The 17,173-nt window shown below is 40.0% G+C and carries 24 protein-coding genes; 5 read left to right on the top strand and 19 right to left on the bottom strand.

Annotated features, from left to right (window positions below; translation table 11 throughout):
* Positions 1 to 901 (bottom strand): CapA family protein (locus SINDD18_RS10390; RefSeq protein WP_081108257.1); only part of this gene is annotated, 901 nt, incomplete at its 3' end.
* A 159-nt stretch (positions 902 to 1,060) separates the two neighbouring features.
* Between SINDD18_RS10390 and def the strand changes: the two genes are divergently transcribed.
* Positions 1,061 to 1,672 (top strand): peptide deformylase, encoded by a 612-nt coding sequence (gene def, locus SINDD18_RS04615; protein ID WP_061863273.1) that lies wholly within the window; start codon positions 1,061 to 1,063, stop codon positions 1,670 to 1,672.
* A gap of 44 nt (positions 1,673 to 1,716) precedes the next feature.
* Positions 1,717 to 2,445, top strand: a complete 729-nt coding sequence (gene rlmB / locus SINDD18_RS04610; RefSeq protein ID WP_061863385.1) for a 23S rRNA (guanosine(2251)-2'-O)-methyltransferase RlmB — start codon at positions 1,717 to 1,719, stop codon at positions 2,443 to 2,445.
* A 181-nt stretch (positions 2,446 to 2,626) separates the two neighbouring features.
* Here rlmB and trxB read toward each other — a convergent pair whose 3' ends face one another.
* The 7 genes from trxB to SINDD18_RS04575 all read right to left on the bottom strand — a co-directional run bounded on the left by trxB (position 2,627) and on the right by SINDD18_RS04575 (position 6,981).
* A complete protein-coding gene (trxB, locus tag SINDD18_RS04605; protein ID WP_061863272.1) occupies positions 2,627 to 3,538 on the bottom strand; it encodes a thioredoxin-disulfide reductase in 912 nt (303 codons plus the stop codon).
* A gap of 65 nt (positions 3,539 to 3,603) precedes the next feature.
* The gene (locus tag SINDD18_RS04600; protein WP_000960970.1) at positions 3,604 to 3,828 is read right to left on the bottom strand and encodes a DUF4059 family protein; all 225 of its coding nucleotides are present in this window, start codon (positions 3,826 to 3,828) and stop codon (positions 3,604 to 3,606) included.
* 79 nt (positions 3,829 to 3,907) lie between these two features.
* Complete coding sequence (locus tag SINDD18_RS04595) at positions 3,908 to 4,651, bottom strand: amino acid ABC transporter ATP-binding protein (RefSeq protein WP_061863271.1); 744 nt, start codon at positions 4,649 to 4,651, stop codon at positions 3,908 to 3,910.
* A complete protein-coding gene (locus SINDD18_RS04590) occupies positions 4,651 to 5,451 on the bottom strand; it encodes an amino acid ABC transporter permease (RefSeq protein ID WP_061863270.1) in 801 nt (266 codons plus the stop codon). Before SINDD18_RS04590 ends, SINDD18_RS04595 begins: the two co-directional genes overlap by 1 nt.
* A 156-nt stretch (positions 5,452 to 5,607) precedes the next feature.
* The gene (locus SINDD18_RS04585; RefSeq protein ID WP_061863269.1) at positions 5,608 to 5,964 is read right to left on the bottom strand and encodes a Spx/MgsR family RNA polymerase-binding regulatory protein; all 357 of its coding nucleotides are present in this window, start codon (positions 5,962 to 5,964) and stop codon (positions 5,608 to 5,610) included.
* Between the two features lie 11 nt (positions 5,965 to 5,975).
* Positions 5,976 to 6,488: a methylated-DNA--[protein]-cysteine S-methyltransferase gene (locus SINDD18_RS04580; RefSeq protein WP_061863268.1), complete on the bottom strand. Its 513-nt coding sequence runs from the start codon at positions 6,486 to 6,488 to the stop codon at positions 5,976 to 5,978.
* A complete protein-coding gene (locus SINDD18_RS04575; RefSeq protein WP_061863267.1) occupies positions 6,481 to 6,981 on the bottom strand; it encodes a GNAT family N-acetyltransferase in 501 nt (166 codons plus the stop codon). The genes SINDD18_RS04580 and SINDD18_RS04575 overlap by 8 nt, the downstream gene beginning before the upstream one ends.
* A 134-nt stretch (positions 6,982 to 7,115) precedes the next feature.
* Here SINDD18_RS04575 and SINDD18_RS04570 point away from each other — a divergent pair, with 134 nt between their 5' ends.
* Positions 7,116 to 7,571 (top strand): DUF1836 domain-containing protein, encoded by a 456-nt coding sequence (locus SINDD18_RS04570; RefSeq protein WP_061863266.1) that lies wholly within the window; start codon positions 7,116 to 7,118, stop codon positions 7,569 to 7,571.
* Positions 7,561 to 8,208 carry a PAQR family membrane homeostasis protein TrhA gene (gene trhA / locus SINDD18_RS04565; protein ID WP_061863265.1) on the top strand — a complete coding sequence of 216 codons (648 nt, stop codon included), beginning with the start codon at positions 7,561 to 7,563 and terminating at the stop codon, positions 8,206 to 8,208. The genes SINDD18_RS04570 and trhA overlap by 11 nt, the downstream gene beginning before the upstream one ends.
* 29 nt (positions 8,209 to 8,237) lie before the next feature.
* On the opposite strand, the gene pdxT is transcribed toward trhA, so the two are convergent.
* From pdxT to SINDD18_RS04535, 6 genes are all read right to left on the bottom strand, one after another.
* Positions 8,238 to 8,810 (bottom strand): pyridoxal 5'-phosphate synthase glutaminase subunit PdxT, encoded by a 573-nt coding sequence (gene pdxT / locus SINDD18_RS04560; RefSeq protein ID WP_061863264.1) that lies wholly within the window; start codon positions 8,808 to 8,810, stop codon positions 8,238 to 8,240.
* Positions 8,811 to 9,686, bottom strand: coding sequence for a pyridoxal 5'-phosphate synthase lyase subunit PdxS (pdxS, locus tag SINDD18_RS04555; RefSeq protein ID WP_061863384.1), 876 nt, complete (start codon positions 9,684 to 9,686; stop codon positions 8,811 to 8,813).
* 137 nt (positions 9,687 to 9,823) lie between these two features.
* On the bottom strand, positions 9,824 to 10,456 hold the full coding sequence (locus tag SINDD18_RS04550; RefSeq protein WP_061863263.1) for a Pr6Pr family membrane protein: 633 nt from the start codon (positions 10,454 to 10,456) through the stop codon (positions 9,824 to 9,826).
* A 2-nt stretch (positions 10,457 to 10,458) separates the two neighbouring features.
* Positions 10,459 to 10,797, bottom strand: a complete 339-nt coding sequence (locus tag SINDD18_RS04545) for a zinc ribbon domain-containing protein YjdM (protein ID WP_001061595.1) — start codon at positions 10,795 to 10,797, stop codon at positions 10,459 to 10,461.
* Positions 10,798 to 10,935: 138 nt separating this feature from the next.
* Positions 10,936 to 11,607 (bottom strand): (d)CMP kinase, encoded by a 672-nt coding sequence (gene cmk, locus SINDD18_RS04540; protein ID WP_061863262.1) that lies wholly within the window; start codon positions 11,605 to 11,607, stop codon positions 10,936 to 10,938.
* Positions 11,608 to 11,615: 8 nt separating this feature from the next.
* Positions 11,616 to 12,104 (bottom strand): SAG1386/EF1546 family surface-associated protein, encoded by a 489-nt coding sequence (locus SINDD18_RS04535; RefSeq protein ID WP_061863261.1) that lies wholly within the window; start codon positions 12,102 to 12,104, stop codon positions 11,616 to 11,618.
* Positions 12,105 to 12,149: 45 nt separating this feature from the next.
* Here SINDD18_RS04535 and SINDD18_RS10385 point away from each other — a divergent pair, with 45 nt between their 5' ends.
* A complete protein-coding gene (locus tag SINDD18_RS10385) occupies positions 12,150 to 12,347 on the top strand; it encodes a ferredoxin (protein WP_081108256.1) in 198 nt (65 codons plus the stop codon).
* 105 nt (positions 12,348 to 12,452) lie between these two features.
* On the opposite strand, the gene SINDD18_RS04530 is transcribed toward SINDD18_RS10385, so the two are convergent.
* The 5 genes from SINDD18_RS04530 to SINDD18_RS04510 all read right to left on the bottom strand — a co-directional run bounded on the left by SINDD18_RS04530 (position 12,453) and on the right by SINDD18_RS04510 (position 17,082).
* A complete protein-coding gene (locus tag SINDD18_RS04530) occupies positions 12,453 to 13,400 on the bottom strand; it encodes a glycosyltransferase family 2 protein (RefSeq protein WP_081108255.1) in 948 nt (315 codons plus the stop codon).
* Positions 13,384 to 14,403: a UDP-glucose 4-epimerase GalE gene (gene galE, locus SINDD18_RS04525; RefSeq protein WP_004253897.1), complete on the bottom strand. Its 1,020-nt coding sequence runs from the start codon at positions 14,401 to 14,403 to the stop codon at positions 13,384 to 13,386. The genes SINDD18_RS04530 and galE overlap by 17 nt, the downstream gene beginning before the upstream one ends.
* Before the next feature lie 106 nt (positions 14,404 to 14,509).
* A complete protein-coding gene (locus SINDD18_RS04520) occupies positions 14,510 to 15,604 on the bottom strand; it encodes an NAD(P)/FAD-dependent oxidoreductase (protein WP_061863260.1) in 1,095 nt (364 codons plus the stop codon).
* A 16-nt stretch (positions 15,605 to 15,620) separates the two neighbouring features.
* Positions 15,621 to 16,418 (bottom strand): Nif3-like dinuclear metal center hexameric protein, encoded by a 798-nt coding sequence (locus SINDD18_RS04515; RefSeq protein ID WP_061863259.1) that lies wholly within the window; start codon positions 16,416 to 16,418, stop codon positions 15,621 to 15,623.
* Positions 16,405 to 17,082, bottom strand: coding sequence for a tRNA (adenine(22)-N(1))-methyltransferase (locus SINDD18_RS04510; RefSeq protein WP_061863258.1), 678 nt, complete (start codon positions 17,080 to 17,082; stop codon positions 16,405 to 16,407). Before SINDD18_RS04510 ends, SINDD18_RS04515 begins: the two co-directional genes overlap by 14 nt.
* Positions 17,083 to 17,173 lie beyond the last annotated feature (91 nt).

Here is a 17,173-nt window from a genome sequence, read left to right as displayed (position 1 = left end):
CAGCTCCCCAATCAATCATTTTATGGTAAAGTTTCTTTTGCTCCTCAGTCGGCTCAATTTGATACTCAACTCCCATCTGAGGCATGATAATTGTAATATCCGCCTCCTTTTCTGCTCGTTCAATTTCAGCCTTCATTTTATCTTCGTCTAAGTCTGAAAGATAACGATTATAATCCTCTTGTGAAATGCTTTGTTCAATACCGTTAAAACCATAGGAATAAGCTAAAATAGCAACTTTAATACCATTAACTTCCTTGATAACTAAAGGAGCCTTATCTCGTGATTCATGGGTATAGACCCCGACCGGTGTCATTCCTGCCTTTTCAATAGCATCTGCAGTTGAAACCACTCCCTCAATCTGAGAATCCAAGATATGATTGTGAGCCAAATCTAGCACTTGATAGCCTGCATCTTTTATAGCATCCATAACTTCACCAGGTGCATTGAACAAGGGGTATCCTGCAAGATAGTGGTCTTTATTTACAGTTCCTTCAAAATCACCAATGACTAAGTCAGCTTGCTTCAGCCAGGGTTTTACATACTCAAAATTTTCATGGAAATCATAGGTGCCGTCTGATTTTTTGGCTGAAATGTAGATAATGTCATGATAGAGCAAATCACCATTTGCCATGATACGCGCACTCGTTTCTTGTTCCGTCTCTGCATTCTTTGCCTGAGAACTTGACTCTTGGTGTGCGGAACTTGGATCACTACTGCTTAAAGAAATCCCTCGAGCTCCTTCCACTAATAAAGTAAGCATCATCGAGACGGCTACCGAAGCTAACAAGACCACAATAAAAGTGCGATTATTCCACTGCTTATAGTTCCTGAAAAACCGAACGGAATGTCTAATAGCTTGTAAAACGGGACCATTTTTTCTTCTACTACTACGTTGTTCCATATCTTTTCTCCCATAATTTCAAAGTCATATTTCTTACTCTATTATACCACAGACAAATAGGTATTTCCTTTTATTATATTATTTTTTACAACTTCTGTGACTTTCTTTCTCATCTGTTTTGTGTTATCATGTAATTGTAATAGAAGGAAAGGAAAGAATATGTCTGCTATAGAACGAATTACCAAAGCTGCTCATTTAATCGATATGAAAGATATTATCCGCGAAGGGAACCCTACTCTTCGTGCTGTTGCCGAGGAAGTCAGCTTCCCCTTGAGTGATCAAGATATCATTCTTGGAGAAAAAATGATGCAATTTTTGAAACACTCGCAAGATCCTGTTATGGCTGAAAAATTAGGTCTACGTGGAGGAGTTGGACTTGCTGCACCGCAGCTCGACATCTCAAAACGCATTATCGCCGTACTGGTACCGAATATCACTGAGGAAGGGGAAACTCCACGAGAAGCCTATGACTTACAAGCTGTTATGTACAATCCTAAAATCGTCTCACACTCAGTCCAAGATGCTGCCTTAGGCGAAGGAGAAGGTTGCTTGTCTGTTGACCGTGCTGTTCCAGGTTATGTTATCCGCCACGCTCGAGTAACTGTCGACTATTTTGATAAGGATGGAGAAAAGCACCGCATCAAACTTAAAGGCTATAACTCAATCGTAGTTCAACATGAAATTGACCATTTAAATGGCATTATGTTCTATGATCGTATCAATGAAAAAGACCCATTTGAAGTTAAAGATGGCCTGCTCATTCTTGAATAAAGAAAATCCCGTTGCAAGACGGGATTTTGTGTTATAATGAAGATATGAAAACAAACGATATTGTCTATGGCGTTCATGCCGTCACAGAAGCTCTTTTAGCAAATACTGGAAACAAACTCTACCTTCAGGAAGATTTACGAGGAAAGAATGTGGAAAAAGTTAAGGAATTGGCTACTGAAAAGAAAGTATCCATTTCTTGGACTTCCAAAAAATTACTTTCTGAGATGACAGAAGGAGCTGTTCACCAAGGTTTTGTCTTGCGCGTTTCTGAATTTGCCTACACTGAACTTGAGCAGATTCTTGCTAAGACACGCCAGGAAGAAAACCCACTACTACTAATCCTTGATGGTTTAACAGACCCACATAATCTTGGTTCTATTTTGAGAACAGCGGATGCAACCAATGTTTCAGGTGTCATCATTCCCAAACATCGAGCTGTCGGTGTTACTCCTGTCGTAGCAAAAACAGCAACAGGTGCGATTGAACACGTTCCTATTGCTCGAGTCACTAATCTCAGCCAAACCTTGGACAAACTCAAGGATGAAGGCTTCTGGACCTTTGGAACTGATATGAATGGAACTCCTTGCCACAAATGGAATACCAAAGGAAAGATTGCTCTCATCATCGGAAATGAAGGCAAAGGTATCTCTAGCAACATCAAAAAACAAGTGGACGAGATGATCACTATTCCAATGAATGGGCACGTACAGAGCCTCAATGCCAGCGTCGCTGCAGCCATTCTCATGTACGAAGTTTTTCGAAATCGACTCTAATAAAAAGTGAGGTTAGGACAAAAGATCCTGACCTCACTTTTTATTAGCAATCAAACTTTGACGCGGTAACTGATTGAACTTTTTGTTCGTCTTTTAGACTCCAAAAAGCTCCTAATCATCCTCGCGGGGCTGGAACTTCGAAATCTAGACTTTGTCTATCGATTTCTGTCCCACTGCCTTTTTAATAATGTTCGGTAATATATTTGTAGGCCTCTTGACCTGCAATAGCGCCATCTCCAACAGCTGTTGTAACTTGGCGAAGATCTTTTTGACGAACATCCCCAATCGCAAAGACACCTGTAACACTTGTCTTCATGTGATCATCTGTCACAATCCAACCTGCCTGGTCGCGAATCTGCAACTCTTGGACAAAGTCACTAACAGGGTCTAAACCAACATAGATGAAGACACCACCAAAAGCTTGTTCTGTCACCTGACCTGTTTTAACATTTTCAATCACAACCGATTCCACACGGTTTTCACCCTTGATTTCTTTAACGACAGAATCCCAAATGAAGTTGATTTTTTCATTGGCAAAGGCACGATTTTGCAAGACCTTTTGGGCACGTAGTTCATCCCTACGGTGAACAATGGTAACAGATTTTGCAAACCGTGTTAAGAAGATAGCCTCTTCAACCGCGGAATCACCTCCACCTACGACCAACAAATCCTGGTCGCGGAAAAAGGCTCCATCACAAACTGCACAGTAAGAAACTCCACGACTATTGAGTTCTTCTTCTCCTGGAACCCCCAAGAGACGGTGCTTAGAACCCGTCGCTACGATAACTGTACGCGCTTCATAAACCTGGTCGCCTGTTACGACTTTTTTAAACTCACCATGATCCTCAACATTTTCAACGAAGCCATAGAGATGCTCAACACCTAGATTTTCAAGAGGTTCAAACATCTTTTCAGCTAATTCAGGACCACTGATATTAGCATAACCTGGATAGTTTTCAATGTCAGAGGTATTATTCATCTGACCACCAGGAAGTCCACCTTCAATCAAAGCAACTTTCAAATTGCTACGTGCTGCGTACAGGGCTGCAGTCATCCCAGCAGGCCCTGCCCCGATAATAATCGTATCGTACATTGACTTTCCTTCTTTCTTGTTGTAACTATTTTTATTCTAACGGATTAAATCCCATTTTACAACTATTAAGCCTTGAGAACCAACAAAATGCTCATGGTTGCAAATGACAATACTGGAATTGTTAAAACTCCAATCATAATCATATCGTATAAATGGGCTTGACGTGCTTTAGCAGTTTTGTCAACCCCAGACAGAGCTCTAAGTCCAATCCAGAGTCCCAAAATAATCAAGACCAGTAGAATTGTCAACACTAAACTCTCTAAATACAAAGCAAATAGCTGAACTAGCATGCTCTCTCTCATTTCTATTAATTTTAAAGAGCAAACCCAGTTAGCCTAGCCAACTGAGTCTTTCTTATCTTCTATTATATCAAATATAGGTCCGTTTGTAACTAGCAAAGAATTCTTTTGTTCGTTCTTCTTTAGGATGATTGATAATCTCATCTGGTGTTCCAGACTCAATAATCTTTCCTTTATCCAAGAACAAAACCTTATCAGCTACTTGAGAAACAAAGGACATATCGTGACTGACTAAAATCATGGTTTGACCTGATTTAGCTGCATTAGCGATAGATCTTTCTACCTCACCAACCAATTCTGGGTCAAGGGCTGAAGTAGGTTCATCCAAGAGCAAGATTGCTGGCTTCATGGCTAAAGCACGCGCCAAAGCTACCCGTTGTTTTTGTCCACCTGATAAGTGGCGAGGATAGTGCTGTTGACGATCTGAAAGACCAACCTTAGCCAACTCTTCTTTGGCAATCTTAGTTGCTTCTTCGTCGGAAAGTTTTTTAACAACTACCAAACCTTCCTTGACATTGTCTAAGGCTGTTCTACGCTCAAACAAATTGAACTGTTGGAACACCATGGACAACTTGCGACGAAGAGTCAAGATTTCATCTTGAGTAATTTGAGAAAAGTCAACTTTGAAATCATCAATCTGAATGCTTCCACTATCAGGTGTTTCAAGATAATTTAGACTACGAAGAAAGGTTGATTTCCCCGCACCAGATGAACCAATCAAAGCCACTACTTCCCCTTTTTGAATATCTAAATTCAGATGATCCAAGACGGTTTGATCTGAAAAGGATTTGCTTAAATTTGAAATTTTAATCATTAGCGAAGATCTCCTTTCACATCTGTTTTCACATTATCTGGTGCTTCGATTGCCATTTTTCTCTCAATAAAGCGACCAAGATTTTCAATAGCGATATTTACCACCCAGTATACAAGAGCAACCGAGATGAAACGTTCGAAGTAACGGTAGTCGGCACCACCTAAAATCTGAGCTTGGGCAAAAACTTCCACAACACCTGCACTAAAGGCTAAGGAAGTACCCTTAGTTAAACCGATTAGGGAGTTAATCAAGGTTGGAGTCGCTACTACCGCTGCATTTGGAATAATGACTCGACGATAAACTTGTGCACGTGTCATCCCAAGACTACGAGCTGCTTCAATCTCTCCAGGATTTACAGAAAGAATTGCCGCACGGATAGTTTCACTAGCATAGGCTGCTTCGTTAAAAGCAAAAGCTACAATTGCAAAAGCTGCTGCCGGAATTGCATTGATATTAAAAGCAGTTCCCCATTGTTGATTCAACGCTTTTAATGCCAGAGGAATTCCATAGTAAGTCAACATTAGTTGCACAAGGATTGGTGTTCCTTTTAAAAAACTAACAAAAAATGCTTGTAATGGATAAAGAAATCGAACGCGATTGATTTTCACAATAGCAAAAACCAAAGCCAAGATTATACCAAAAAAAGCACCAAATACTGTCAACATCAATGTTGTTGGCAATTGTTGCACAATTCTTGGAATCCCATCAAAGACAGAACGAAAACTAAATAGTTTACCGTCTGGAATATACTGCATCAAGTTTTGGTACCAATCTGATGCTAAAAGTGTTGTAACATTCATAGAAACATCCTCTCCTGATAATGAATCATTCTATCATACTTCTGCTTAGATTTAAAATATTTGCTACGAGCAGAAGAGACTTTGGCTATCTACTAGTTTATCATACTTTAAAAGCGTGAGGTTATATATTTTACCTATCAAGGAGATAGAAAAAAACTATTTCAATTTCAAGCTATCGTATGTTTTACGATAGCCAATTTGTTTAACAAGACCATTCTCCACTAATAGTGGACGTTTTAACAACATACCGTCACTGGCTAAGAGTTTGGCTGCTTCTTGGTTTGATAAAGTTCCAACCTTATCTTTTAAGCCCAGCTCGCGGTATTTGATTCCACTGGTATTGAAGAACTGCTTCAACTCAAATCCTGAAGTTTCAAGCCAATTTAAAATGACTTCTTCACTCGGAGTTTCTTCTACAATATGAACATCTTTATACTCTAATCCGAGTTGATCTAACTCTTTTTTGGCTTTTTTACAAGTTGTACATTTTGGATATTCGATAAATTCTAACATTTTTTCTCTTTCTATTTTTTATTTTCTTGATAACTTGCACCTTCATGATTCAAGAGCCAAGCCTTCTTATCAAGTCCCCAAGCATAGCCTGTCAGACGTCCTCCAGCACCTAGCACACGGTGACAGGGGACAAGAATAGACCAGGGATTGCGCCCTACTGCTCCTCCGATTGCTTGGGCAGAAGCTACTTGCAAGTCCTTAGCTATTTGTCCATAAGTAACAGTCTGACCGAAAGGAATTCCCCGCAAGTAGTTCCAGACTCTTTTTTCAAAGTCACTGCCAACAGGAGCCAAAGGTAACTGAGACAAATCTTGATTTTGTCCTTTAAAATAAGCATCTAAACAGCTAGCAATTTGATTTAAAATGGGATGACTTTCAACAACAGTTACATCATTTTCAGATAATCCCTTCTCAAAATCACTCTCTTCCTCAACCCATATCCCAAACAGATAGTGATCATCTGCTACCAAAGATAAGATTCCAATCGGAGACTTGTACAGCATCTTCGCATACTTCTTAGACATTTGATTTTAATTTTTGATAAGCCAAACGTTCCCCATCTACTGGAACTTTACCGACCTGTTTAAAACCAAGCTTTTCAAAGATATGTTGCATGGCCTTGTTTTTAGCATGTGTATCTGAACGAAAATCCAGGTAATCAAAGCCTTCAATCAAGCCTTCCAAGAAGGTCTGGGCAACACCTTGCCCTTGGACATCTCTAGAAACCGCAATCCGATGAAATACAAGGTATTCTGGTTCTCTTCCTTCCCAACTTCCATTATAAATGGCTTCATAAGATTTTTCTGGACTTTTAGTCACTGCTGCATAGGCTAAAAGTTCTCCTTCGTCCAAGGCTACATAAGCCTGACCAGAGATGATATCTTCAATAATCGTGTCGGCATTTGGGTAATCATTTTGCCACTGGGTGCTACCAGCTTCCGCCAAGCATTTTTTAGCATCCTCAATCACCTGCATAATTGCATCTACTTCGTTTGGAAAGGCTAAACGAATTTCCATCTTATCTCCTCTTTTCTGACTAGTTTCTCTCATCATAGCATAATTTAAGGCTTTCTACAAGCAGTTAAAACTTGACTTTTTATTTCTATTATTTTATAATCTGGTTATAAAAACCAGATAAACAGGAGTTGGAAATGAAAACTACTTTTTCCTACCCAGAATGGGACGAAATTCCAAACATTGATCTCTATTTGGATCAGGTCCTACTTTATGTGAATAAAGTTTGTTCCCCTATTTCTCTTGCTAAAGAGAAAGGTTTAACTGCATCAATGGTGAACAACTATGTGAAGCACGGCTATATCAGTAAACCTGAAAAGAAAAAATACCAACGCAAACAAATTGCCCGATTGATTGCTATCACAACACTCAAGTCTGTTTTTTCAATTCAGGAAATTGCTCAAACCCTAAACACCCTACACACAGAGACTAACTCACAAGAACTTTACAATGCTTTTGTGGACTATATGAATAAAGATATTGATCCAGCTAATCCCATTATCCAGGCAAGCTGCCAAACGGTCAAACTCTATCATCAAACACTTGCACTAGTCTATACAGAAACCGAAGAGGAGGAAACAAATGAATACTAGTTTCAAACTTAGTAAACGACTTAGTTTTGGAGAAGAAATTGCCAACAGTGTCACCCATGCTGTAGGGGCACTTATCATGCTGATTTTGCTCCCTATCTCATCGACTTATAGTTATGAAGCTCATGGATTTTTATCGTCTGTCGGTGTGTCCATCTTCGTCATCAGTCTCTTTCTTATGTTTCTTTCATCGACTATTTATCATTCTATGGCCTATGGTTCCACTCATAAATACGTGCTTCGTATCATCGACCATTCCATGATTTATGTTGCGATTGCTGGCTCTTATACTCCTGTCGTTTTGACCTTGATGAATAACTGGTTTGGTTATCTGATTATCGCCATTCAGTGGGGAACAACTATTTTTGGTATTCTTTATAAAATCTTTGCCAAAAAAGTCAATGAAAAATTTAGTCTGATACTCTACCTCATCATGGGGTGGCTAGTTGTGGCTATCCTACCAGCAATCATCAGTCAAACAAATCCAATCTTTTGGACCCTTATGGTATCAGGTGGGCTTTGCTATACAGTTGGTGCTGGTTTTTATGCTAAGAAGAAACCATACTTCCACATGATCTGGCATCTCTTCATTCTGGCAGCTTCCGCTCTCCAATACATCGCCATTGTTTATTACATGTAAAAATAGGCCGGGAAAATCCCGACCTATTTTTATTTGCACATATTGATAAAGTATTGATGCAAGCGAAAATCATTTGTCAATTCCGGATGAAAGGAGGTCACTAGCATATTCTTTTCTTGAGCAGCAACGATTTGATTGTTCACTATTGCCAGAACATCAACACCCTTACCAACTTCACTAATAATAGGGCCACGGATAAAGGTCATGGGAATCTTGCCAACACCCTTGCAGTCTGCTTCTGTATAAAAGCTTCCTAGCTGACGTCCATAGGCATTGCGCTCTACTACTATGTCCATGGTAGCCAGATGAGTCTCTTCCTGAGAGGTAATCTGTTTCGCTAGCAAAATCAAACCAGCACAAGTCCCAAAGACTGGTAAACCATTGAGAATAGCCTCTCTTAGAGGAAGAAGCATCTGTTGGTCACGTAGGAGTTTTCCCATAGCTGTCGACTCACCTCCAGGTAAAATCAAACCTGACAGCTCACCTCGATGTTGCTGAAAGTCTTCTAGATTTCGCAGTTCAATACTTTCAACTCCTAGTTTGGCAAGGACTTTCTCATGCTCTACAAAGGCGCCTTGCAAGGCCAATATTCCAATTTTCATCTATTTTCCTCGCTCAGCCATGAGAATTTGGATTTCATTCTCATTGATACCAACCATGGCTTCTCCCAAATCTTCTGAGATTTGAGCTAAAATTTGAGGATTTTGATAGTTTGTAACTGCCTTGACAATTGCTGCTGCACGTTTAACAGGATCACCTGATTTGAAAATCCCTGAACCAACAAAGACACCTTCTGCACCTAGCTGCATCATAAGAGCAGCATCTGCAGGTGTTGCTACACCACCTGCTGCGAAGTTCACGACTGGTAGTTTTCCATGTTCGTGAACGTATTGAACTAATTCTACAGGTACTTGGAGTTCTTTTGCTGCAACATATAGTTCATCTTCACGGAGATTTTGAATGCGACGGATTTCTTGATTCATCATACGCATATGGCGGACTGCCTGAACGATGTCTCCTGTTCCTGGTTCCCCTTTTGAGCGGATCATAGAAGCTCCTTCAGCGATACGACGCAAGGCTTCTCCTAGATCTTTAGCACCACAAACAAAAGGAACTTGAAATTCTTTCTTGTCCACATGGAAACGATCGTCAGCTGGAGATAGAACTTCGCTCTCATCGATATAGTCAATCTCGATGGCCTCTAAAATCTGTGCTTCAACAAAATGCCCAATTCGAACCTTAGCCATAACTGGAATGCTGACAGCTTCTTGGATTTCCTTAATCATCTTTGGATCACTCATACGAGATACACCACCCGCTGCACGAATATCAGCCGGGATTCGTTCCAAAGCCATAACTGCTGCCGCACCTGCAGCCTCAGCAATTCTTGCCTGTTCAGGATTTTGAACATCCATGATGACGCCACCCTTAAGCATCTGTGCCAAATTCTTATTTAATTCATAACGATTTTCAGTCATTTTTTCATCCTCAATAGTTGTATTGGTAGCTACATTTTTATTGTAAGGTATAAAAGACTGCATAACAAGATAAAAAAAATTGATTTGTCCGGGTACAATTATTTCTATCACAAAAAAAGCACCCACATTGGGTACTTTTATTTCTTTGATTTTTTAATGTTTTTAACAAGATAAAACAAATATCCTGAAACCATATAGGCAACAAAGATAATGGCTGCCCATCTAAAGACAAATCCCCAACCATATTTATTGGCATTCAAGAAGAAATAAGGGAAGGGACTATCCTTAGCGTTAGGGACATCCATCTTTAGAACAAAACCGTTTAAGATTGCAAATCCCATATAGAGCAGTGGTAAAACTGTCCATACAATAGGATCAAACCACTTATATTGACGACTCTTATCAAAAATGATGGTATCAACTAGAAACCAGAGGGGTACGATATAATGGCAAAGGAAGTTTTCCAAACGGTAAAAATCTTTTGTCAAGGGAGCCAACATGAAATGATAGATGACACAGGTAATCATGATACTCATGGTGATACCACCCTTGAGTCGCAAAAGACTTGAACTTTGCCAGTGGTCACCCTCACGTCGCATCTTCCATAAAAGATAACCCGTAAAAATCATCACCAAGAGGTTGGAAAGGACTGTATAGTAAAGCAACATCCCTAAACCACCACGTTTGGTAATTTCCAGATAGACGCCTGTAAATGCTGCTAAAAACATGAAAGAGCGACTGAAAAAAATTATTTTATTCCAAGCAGTCATGATTAGATCTTTTTAACAAATTCTGATTTTAATTTCATAGCACCAAAACCATCAATCTTACAATCGATGTTGTGGTCACCTTCAACAATACGGATGTTTTTAACACGTGTCCCTTGCTTAAGGTCTTTTGGAGCGCCTTTTACCTTAAGGTCTTTGATCAAGGTTACTGTATCACCGTCAGCCAATTTATTTCCATTAGCATCGATGGCAACAAGGCCGTCTTCAACCTCTGCTTGCTCAGCAGGATTCCATTCATAAGCACACTCTGGGCAGACTAGCAAGGCTCCGTCTTCATAGACATATTCTGAATTACATTTTGGGCAATTTGGTAGATTGTTCATCTTATCTCCTTCTATTTTCATGATGGTTTGATTGTCAAATTTTCGTTAACAAAGACTATTATACCTTAAAATTAAAAATTTGACAAATTGCTAAAAAACCGACTAACCATTATCGTGGTCAATCGGTTAAAATTTCAATTAAAAATGTTTGACTGCTTCTGATTTAATTTTTTCAACAACTTCTAAAATACTTAGCCCTGTTGTGTCCAAATAGATTGCATCATCTGCCTGCTTAAGAGGAGAAGTTTCACGATGACTATCTTTATAATCACGCGCAGCAATCTCTTCTTTCAAAGTTTTCAAATCTGTTTCGATCCCCTTTGAAAGATTTTCCTTATAACGTCTTTCTGCACGTTCATCCACTGAAGCAACAAGAAAAATCTTCAATTCAGCTTGAGGTAATACAACTGTACCAATATCTCGACCATCCATGACGATTCCGCCTTGTTGGGCAATTTCTTGTTGAAGGGCTACCAATTTTTCACGAATAGCTGGAATGGCTGCAAAAGCAGATACAGCATTGGTTACTTCATTTTCACGGATTGGATTGGTAACATCAACGTCTCCAACAAAAACAAGCTGTTCTCCTGTTTCAGCACGACCAAAGCTAATTGGATATTGTTCCAATAATTCAAGAAGTCGAGAAGACTCTTCTGGGCTTACCTGATTGTTTAAAGCGATGTAAGTCGCAGCACGATACATGGCACCTGTATCCAAGTAGGTATATCCAAAATCCTTAGCGATAATCTTAGCTACTGTACTCTTACCACTTGAAGCTGGACCATCAATAGCGATCTGAATTGTTTTCATCGTCACTCCTATCTTGTCTTAAGGACATCACCAGGATTTGCAAACCAAGTTCCTGAAGACATATGACCAGGGTTCAAGGCTTCAAGCTGGGCAATAGAAATGCCTGCTCTAGCTGCAATAGCTGCTTCACCTTCACCTGCAAGGACAGTAATGGTTCCCTCAGCATTTGTATGTTCCTCTGAACTACTTGAAGAAGTTGATCCTGCTTCAGAACTTGATGCTTCAACTGAACTACTTGATGATGTTGAAGAAACTTCCTCTACCTTAGGCGCAGAAGAATCATGAAAATCTTTTAAGGCTGCCGTACGATCACTTCCACCAGATGACAGGTAGATTAGAATAGCAATCATTCCGACAACGATAACAAAGAAAATACAAGCCAAAATCGTTAAAATACGATTAGCTCCTACTCCTGTTTCCTTATTTCCTCTGCTTCTGCGTTCCGAACGACTTTCCTCGATGTCGTAAATATCTTCTTGCCATGGTTCCTTTTCCATACCTTACTCCTTGTTTTTTTTCTAATTTCTTATTACAATATAAATATGAAAATTACACTTATACCTGAACGATGCATTGCCTGTGGGCTTTGCCAAACTTATTCTGATTTATTTGATTACCACGATAATGGAATCGTGCGTTTTTACGATGATCCTGATCTACTAGAGAGAGACATCCCAGCTAGTGAAGAGCTACTGGAAGCTGTGAAACAGTGTCCCACTCGCGCGCTCATCAAAGATTAATTTGTCATCAGTGGTGATTCGATTTCCAAATCCCACTTCCTCTAGTTTAGCATATTTTTCCAGAAAATTATAGTCTTTTGAAGTACTTATTTTTAGTAAATCTTATCATGACTCACTCTGTTCTTTTATCAGATAGAGGGGTCTTTTTTTCGTTTCCATATAAATTTTACTGATATATTTTCCGAGAATCCCAATCGTCAATAATTGGACACCACCAAGAAATAGAATGACAGCCATCAGAGAGGTCCAACCAGAAGTTGGATTGCCCAGTACGAGAGTACGAACAACTACAAACAAGGTCATCACCAAAGCCAGAAAACATGACGAAAGGCCAGCAACAAAAGCTAATATTAAAGGAAAATCTGAAAAATTCACAATCCCTTCGATAGAGTAGAAAAAGAGTTGTCTAAAACTCCAACTTGTCTTACCTGCCTGCCTTTCAACATTAGGATACTCTAGATAGTGAGTACGGAAACCAACCCAGGCAAAGAGGCCTTTGGAAAAGCGATTGTATTCTGTCAATTCTAACACTGCATCCACAACTGATCTTCTCATCATCCGAAAATCACGAACACCCGATGGAAGAGCTACTGGGCTAATTTTTTGCATAAAACGATAAAAAAGATCAGCGCAGAAACTACGTAAAAAGGGTTCACCCTCTCGACTAGTTCTCCGAGTTCCCACACAGTCCAAATCCGGATTCTGATCTAGTAGTTCCTTCATCTCAAGTAAGAGGCTTGGTGGATCCTGAAGGTCTGCATCCATAACCACCACCAAATCTCCTGTTGCTTGTTGTAAACCTGCATATATGGCCGCTTCCTTCCCAAAATTACGCGAGAAAGAGATATAATGTACTGCAGAATTTTTCTCTCGATAAACCTTTAAAACATCCAAAGTCTTATCAGTCGAACCATCATCTACAAAAATGTATTCGATTTCTGTTCCTAAATCTGGGATCAGTGCTTCAAGAGTTTGATAAAAAAGAGGAAGTACTTCCTCTTCGTTTAAACATGGGACTATGATTGAAATCATCATCTTAATCTTCAAATCCATTTGGATGCTTGCTTTGCCAACGCCATGCATCTTCACACATTTCTGTAATACCAAGTCCAGCTTTCCAACCTAGCTCTGCTTTCGCTTTTGCTGGGTCTGAGTAGCAGGCTGCAATATCACCTGGGCGACGTTCAACGATACGGTATGGAATTGGGCGCCCAACAGCTTTTTCCATATTTTGAATAATTTCAAGAACTGAGTAGCCTTTTCCAGTACCAAGGTTATACACATTGAGTCCAGAGCCTTTTTGAAGTTTCTTAAGGGCAGCAACGTGTCCTTTTGCTAGGTCAACGACGTGGATATAGTCACGAACACCTGTTCCATCTTCAGTATCGTAGTCATCTCCGAAGACTTGAACTTGTTCTAACTTACCAACTGCGACTTGTGTTACATACGGTAGAAGGTTATTTGGAATGCCGTTTGGATTTTCTCCTAGGTCACCACTCTCATGCGCCCCAATTGGGTTGAAGTAACGAAGTAAGACAACGTTCCACTCTGAGTCTGCTTTATGGATATCTGTCAAGATTTCTTCCAGCATAAGCTTGGTACGGCCATAAGGGTTGGTAGCTGAAAGTGGGAAATCTTCTAGGATTGGAACAGAATGTGGATCTCCATAAACAGTTGCTGATGAACTGAAGATGATATTCTTACAGTTTGCCTCTTCCATAACTTTCAAGAGACTGACAGTTCCAGCTATATTGTTATCATAGTAGGCAAGCGGGATACGTGTAGACTCACCTACAGCTTTCAAACCAGCAAAATGAATCACACCTGTTGGCTCTTCATGTTTGAAGATATCACGAAGTGTATCTGTGTCACGAATATCTGCCTCGTAGAAAGGAATTTCTACCCCAGTGATTCTTTCGACTACTTCAAGACTTTTACGACTACTGTTTACCAAATTATCCACGACAACTACTTGGTGTCCAGCTTGGACCAATTCAATGACAGTGTGAGTTCCGATAAAACCTGCTCCACCTGTTACCAAAATCTTTTCTTGCATCATTTTTCCTCTATTCTTGAAACATTTTTTTCATTTTACCATTTTTGATAGGGAAAGTCATTTGCTATCCTAATCCTATCGTAAAAACTAGGTAAAAAGTTTACGATTATTTCTCTTTAATATATCTTTCAGTCGGATAATCCGCTGGATCCAAGACTCCACTTTCCCCTTGAAGCATTTGGGCTAGGTGATAGCCTATAATGGGTCCAGTTGTCAATCCTGACGATCCTAATCCACTCGCAACAAATACTCCTGACAAGTTTGGCACTTGTCCGAAAAACGGCGAAAAATCACTCGTATAAGCACGAATCCCCACACGTTCACCACTTATCATTGCATCTTTTAAGCTAGGATAAAACGAACTTGCTGCTTCAGCCATTTGTTGGAGCAAATTCTCATCAACTGTTAGGTCAAATCCCATGTCATTTTCATGGGTAGCTCCTAGAGATAATTTACCGCCGGGAAATGGTATCAAATCCCACTCACCTTCCGGCATAACTACAGGGTAAGCTCCCATGTCTTGTGGCACTTGGTAATCTCGGAGTTGCCCCTTTTGTGGGCGAACATCCACCTCATAACCTAAGGGCTCTAAGATGTGGCCAAGCCAAGCTCCTGTGGATAAGATGACTTGGTCAAACATTTGATTGTCTATCTGATAGCCCGATGATAGGGGGGTTAGACTAACCTCTTTATTTATGACCTTCACTTGACTGGTTCCCAGTAAGCGACTCACTAGGAGTTGCCCATCTACTCGAGCTCCACCAGAAGCATAGAGTAAACGTTCAAATCCCTCTAGACCGGGAAATAAGTTACTAGCAGTCGCTTGGTCCAAAATGGCTAATTCTCCAATCAAGGGAGATTCATCTCTACGTTGCAAAGCCAGTTGATAGAGCTCCTCTAGCTTAGAGTCATCGTTTTTAAGAAGAAAGATACCAGAACCTTGGTAAAAATCAACTTTTTGACCCGATTTTTCTAGGTCAGCTAATAAATCGACATAGAAATCAGCTCCTAGGCGCGCCATCTTATACCAAGCCTTATTGCGTCGTTTAGAAAACCAGGGACTAATAATTCCTGCCGCAGCCTTGGTTGCTTGGCCGTGTCCAAAATCAAAAACAGTTACTTCGATATCAGCTTCCTTAGAAAGATAGTAGGCAGCTGTGGCCCCTACAATTCCTGCACCTACAATGGCAACTTTTTTCATTGTCTTTACCCTCTAATTAGATATGATGGAATGGATTGGTGGACGCTTGACTTGCGATAACCTCTAGAGACCAAGCATTCTCTTCCTTCCATTCATTAAGGAACGATGCAATTTTTTCAACAAAGAGAACTTCAATATAGTGGCCTGGATCCAGAGCCAACAAGCCGTCTGACAACATATCTTGGGCAGTGTGGTAATAGATGTCACCAGTAATGTAAACATGAGCTCCTTTTGCTAAAGCATCAGAGTAGAAAGACTGCCCACTGCCACCACAAATAGCTACTCTTGAGATTGTTTTTTGCAAATCAGTATCTTTATAGTACACCATACGAAGACTATCTAGACCAAATACTTCCTTAACATGACTAGCAAATTCTTCAAACATTTGAGGTTTAATATTGCCAATACGCCCGATGCCACGTTCAGGACCTGTCTCCTGTAGATAAGTTGTATCCTTAATATCCAATAGTTGGCAGAACCAGTCATTAAGGCCGTTTTCAACAATATCAATATTGGTATGGCTGACGTAAACTGCAATGTCGTGCTTGATGAGGTCGATATAAATCTGATTTTGAGGGCGACTAGCAACCAAGTCCTTTATCGGACGGAAGATAGGCGCGTGCTTAACGATAATCAAATCTACACCCTTTTCAATAGCTTCTGCCACTGTATCTTCACGTATATCAAGAGCAACCATGACTTTTTGGATGTCCTTGTCTAAAGTTCCAATCTGCAGTCCACGATTATCGCCTTCCATAGAAAATTCTTGAGGACAATAGGCTTCATAACGCTTAATCACTTCACTTGCTTTCATGGAGTACCTCCTTGATGGCTTGAATTTTATCTACTAAAACTTGACGTTCTTCATGATTTTTTTCTGGGATTTGACTAAGGGCAAATTCGAGCTTACTTGCTTCTCTTTGCCACTTTTGGACAAATACGGGGCTAAGTTCTTTAGATAGAAAAGGACCAAAACGAATATCGCTTGCTGGTAAATTCATTTCTCCAACTTCCACTACTAGAATCTCGTAAAATTTTCCAGCTTCTTCTAGGATACTTTCAGCTACAATCTGAAATCCATGCTCTTGTAACCAAGAACGTAACTCATCTTCACGATTATTAGGTTGAAGAATCAATCGCTCAACATTGGCTAGTTTGTCCAAACCCTCTTCTAATATCGTAGCAATCAAACGACCACCCATTCCTGCAATAGTGATAACAGAAACCTGGTCACTTTCTTCGAAAGCTGCTAAACCATTGGCTAAACGAACCTGAATTTTCTCAGTCAAACCATGACTTTCAACATTTCTAACTGCAGATTGATAGGGCCCCTCTACAACTTCACCCGAGATGGCAGCTTCAATATGACCTTTTTCAACTAATTCAATAGGTAAATAAGCATGGTCGCTACCAACGTCCAGCAAAACAGCTCCTTGGGGAACAAAAGAAGCTACTGTTTCTAATCTCTTTGAAATCATCTTCTCTCACTTTCAAAAACTCTATTTCCCTTTATTATACCATATTTTATCTGGCAATCCTGCACCTAAAAAAGACCGCAATCATGGATGG

Origin of the sequence: Streptococcus infantis, assembly GCF_001579645.1 — a bacterium.
Taxonomy (GTDB): domain Bacteria; phylum Bacillota; class Bacilli; order Lactobacillales; family Streptococcaceae; genus Streptococcus; species Streptococcus infantis_E.
The sequence above is the reverse complement of the archived record's forward strand: the minus strand, read 5'-3'. Positions and strand labels throughout refer to the sequence as shown.